This is a genomic window from Pelomonas sp. Root1217 (assembly GCF_001425705.1).
Lineage (GTDB): Bacteria > Pseudomonadota > Gammaproteobacteria > Burkholderiales > Burkholderiaceae_C > Pelomonas.
The window spans coordinates 1-2252 of record NZ_LMDC01000018.1; the positions used below are offsets into that span (position 1 = coordinate 1).

A 2252-nucleotide genomic window follows, 5' to 3' on the forward strand; every position below is an offset into this window, starting at 1 on the left:
AATCCAGGTCCGGGCGCCGCCGAAGCGGGACACCGACACGCGCTCACCCGACCACGCGGAACCCTTGGCCGCCGACGCGACGAGGCCGCCGCGCAAGCGAGGCACAAAGCCGCTGATGGAGTTCAACCTAGCCTGCTGCATAACGTCGGAGGTGAGCGGCACGCAACTGCAGGGCGCCGCGAGCCGCACAATCACCTGCGCGGCTTGCGGCGCCCTGCAGTTGCGTGTCCGTCTCGACCGACCTGTTAGCCCTCTGCTTGCACATGTGGCGCCTTCCCTGCCCAAAAGTTAACCAGCCCTCTCCACCAGCGCTTGCTGTCCGGCCCCAGGTAAAGGGCAAACTGCTCTGGATCTGCGCCGAGGTTGGCCCACACATTTTGGACTGCCTCTAGTACGCCCACCGTCGCGAATTCCTGCACCCAGGGCGAGCCCTCCAGATGTAGCCGCTCGATCGCCAGACCAACGGCAGGGAAGCACTCCAGACGACCGGAACGATACAACGCATGCAGGTGATGCGCATAAGTGCCGGCCGCCACGTACGGGAGTTCACCTCCATTTTCGGCCAAGTGCTCCGCCCACGCGCTCTCAAACGAGGGACACGCGTCGAGGAGCAGCGGCATGGCCTGGTGCCGGTCGATCATCCTGAGGGCTAACGTGAAAGCTCAGCGGGCGGCGTAGCCGTCCGCTGCAGTGAAGGGTTGGGCGTCATGGGTAACGGGCGGAGCTGGCAACTCATGGCGATACCCAATGAGCCTTGTGTAGCAGGCGACCTTGCAGATCGAACTCAGCAGACCAAGCCTCCAACCCACGCAATACTGGGTGCTCCCACCACAGCCTCTGCGCGCATGGAGACTCGCAGCGAGAGCTGGCATAGCGCAAGAACGGCTGACTTGGGGTCTCTCGAACACTCGGCCCGCCCATGCGGGAAATAACTTCTGACATGTCCGAGCCAACCACCGCAGCGTTGAACCCGGCTTCGTACTGAGAAGCTTGATGGACGATGGCGACCACGGCAACGGCTGCGAACAGCACGGTGGCAATGAAAGGCAGCCTAAATTTCATGACGCCCAACGTGTTCTCGGGAGACAGCCAACGCCGCTTAGGCAGGCAAGCTGCGCCCAAGATAGGCGCCCACTGGCGGACAAAAGCAATTGATTCATCAGCAATTTTTTCACATTGACTGTATGGACGTACAGCATTAAATTCCCGACAAAAGCGGCGCGTCGTTACAAGTTCTCATCGAACAGAGGCAGTGCCGCCGGGGGGCTCATGATGCCAGTCCAGCTACCGAACTTGCCACCTCGGGCAAACCTGCGGCCCCGGCCGTCACCGAGCGAATTGCCGCCCCTCCGGTCGGTCCGCGTGCTCGACCAGTTGCGCGAGCGCTGCCGCTTCCTGCACTACAGCCTGCGCACCGAAGAGGTCTACGCGTACTGGGTGAAGGCCTTCATCCGCTTTCACGGGTTGCGGCATCCGGCGGAGCTGGGTGGGCCCGAGGTGGAGTCCTTCCTGATGTATCTGGCCAATGACCGCGCGGTGGCTCCGTCAACGCACAGCCAGGCGCTGTCGGCCCTGCTGTTTTTCTACTCCAAGGTGCTCCAGCATGACTTGCCGTGGTTGAAGGAGATCGGGCATCCACACCGCCAACGGCGCTTGCCGGTAGTGTTGAGCGTCCAGGAGGTGGGCCGCGTGTTACAGGGCATGCAGGGCGAGCACCTGCTGTTGGCGCAATTGCTTTACGGCACGGGCCTGCGCATCGCCGAGGCGCTGCATCTGCGAGTCAAGGACGTGGACTTTGGTCAACGCGCACTGATCGTGCGCGAAGGCAAGGGCGCCAAGGACCGGGTGGTGATGCTGCCGCAGTCTCTGGCTCGCACCCTGCGTGCGCAGTTGGCACAGGCTCGATTGATATGGGCAAGTGACGTCGAGGCCGGCACGGCGGGCGTGGAGATGCCGCATGCGCTGGACCGCAAGTACCCCCGCATGGGCGCGAGCTGGCCGTGGTTCTGGCTGTTCCCGCAAGACCACCATTCAATCGATCCGCGCAGCGGTGTGGTGCGCCGCCACCATCTTTACGACCAGACCTTCCAGCGAGCATTCAAGCGCGCAGTCCAGGCCGCCGGCATCGCCAAGCCCGCCACGCCACACACACTCCGTCACTATTCCGAGTCAAGGAATATGCCGAGTAGCGGGAGCAAGGCGCTGTCATCGGGGGGATTGCAGGCTTCTCACGCAGGTTGAACTCGGCATAT

At 62.9% G+C, this 2252-nt stretch carries 1 protein-coding gene and 1 pseudogene; one reads left to right on the top strand and one right to left on the bottom strand.

Features of this window, described 5'->3' with window-relative positions; translation table 11 throughout:
* Positions 1–245: 245 nt before the first annotated feature.
* The gene (locus ASC95_RS14295) at positions 246–641 is read right to left on the bottom strand and encodes a hypothetical protein (RefSeq protein ID WP_057298404.1); all 396 of its coding nucleotides are present in this window, start codon (positions 639–641) and stop codon (positions 246–248) included.
* Positions 642–1272: 631 nt separating this feature from the next.
* Here ASC95_RS14295 and ASC95_RS14300 point away from each other — a divergent pair.
* Positions 1273–2160, top strand: a pseudogene (locus tag ASC95_RS14300) (integron integrase); the annotation flags it as partial.
* Between the last annotated feature and the right edge of the window lie 92 nt (positions 2161–2252).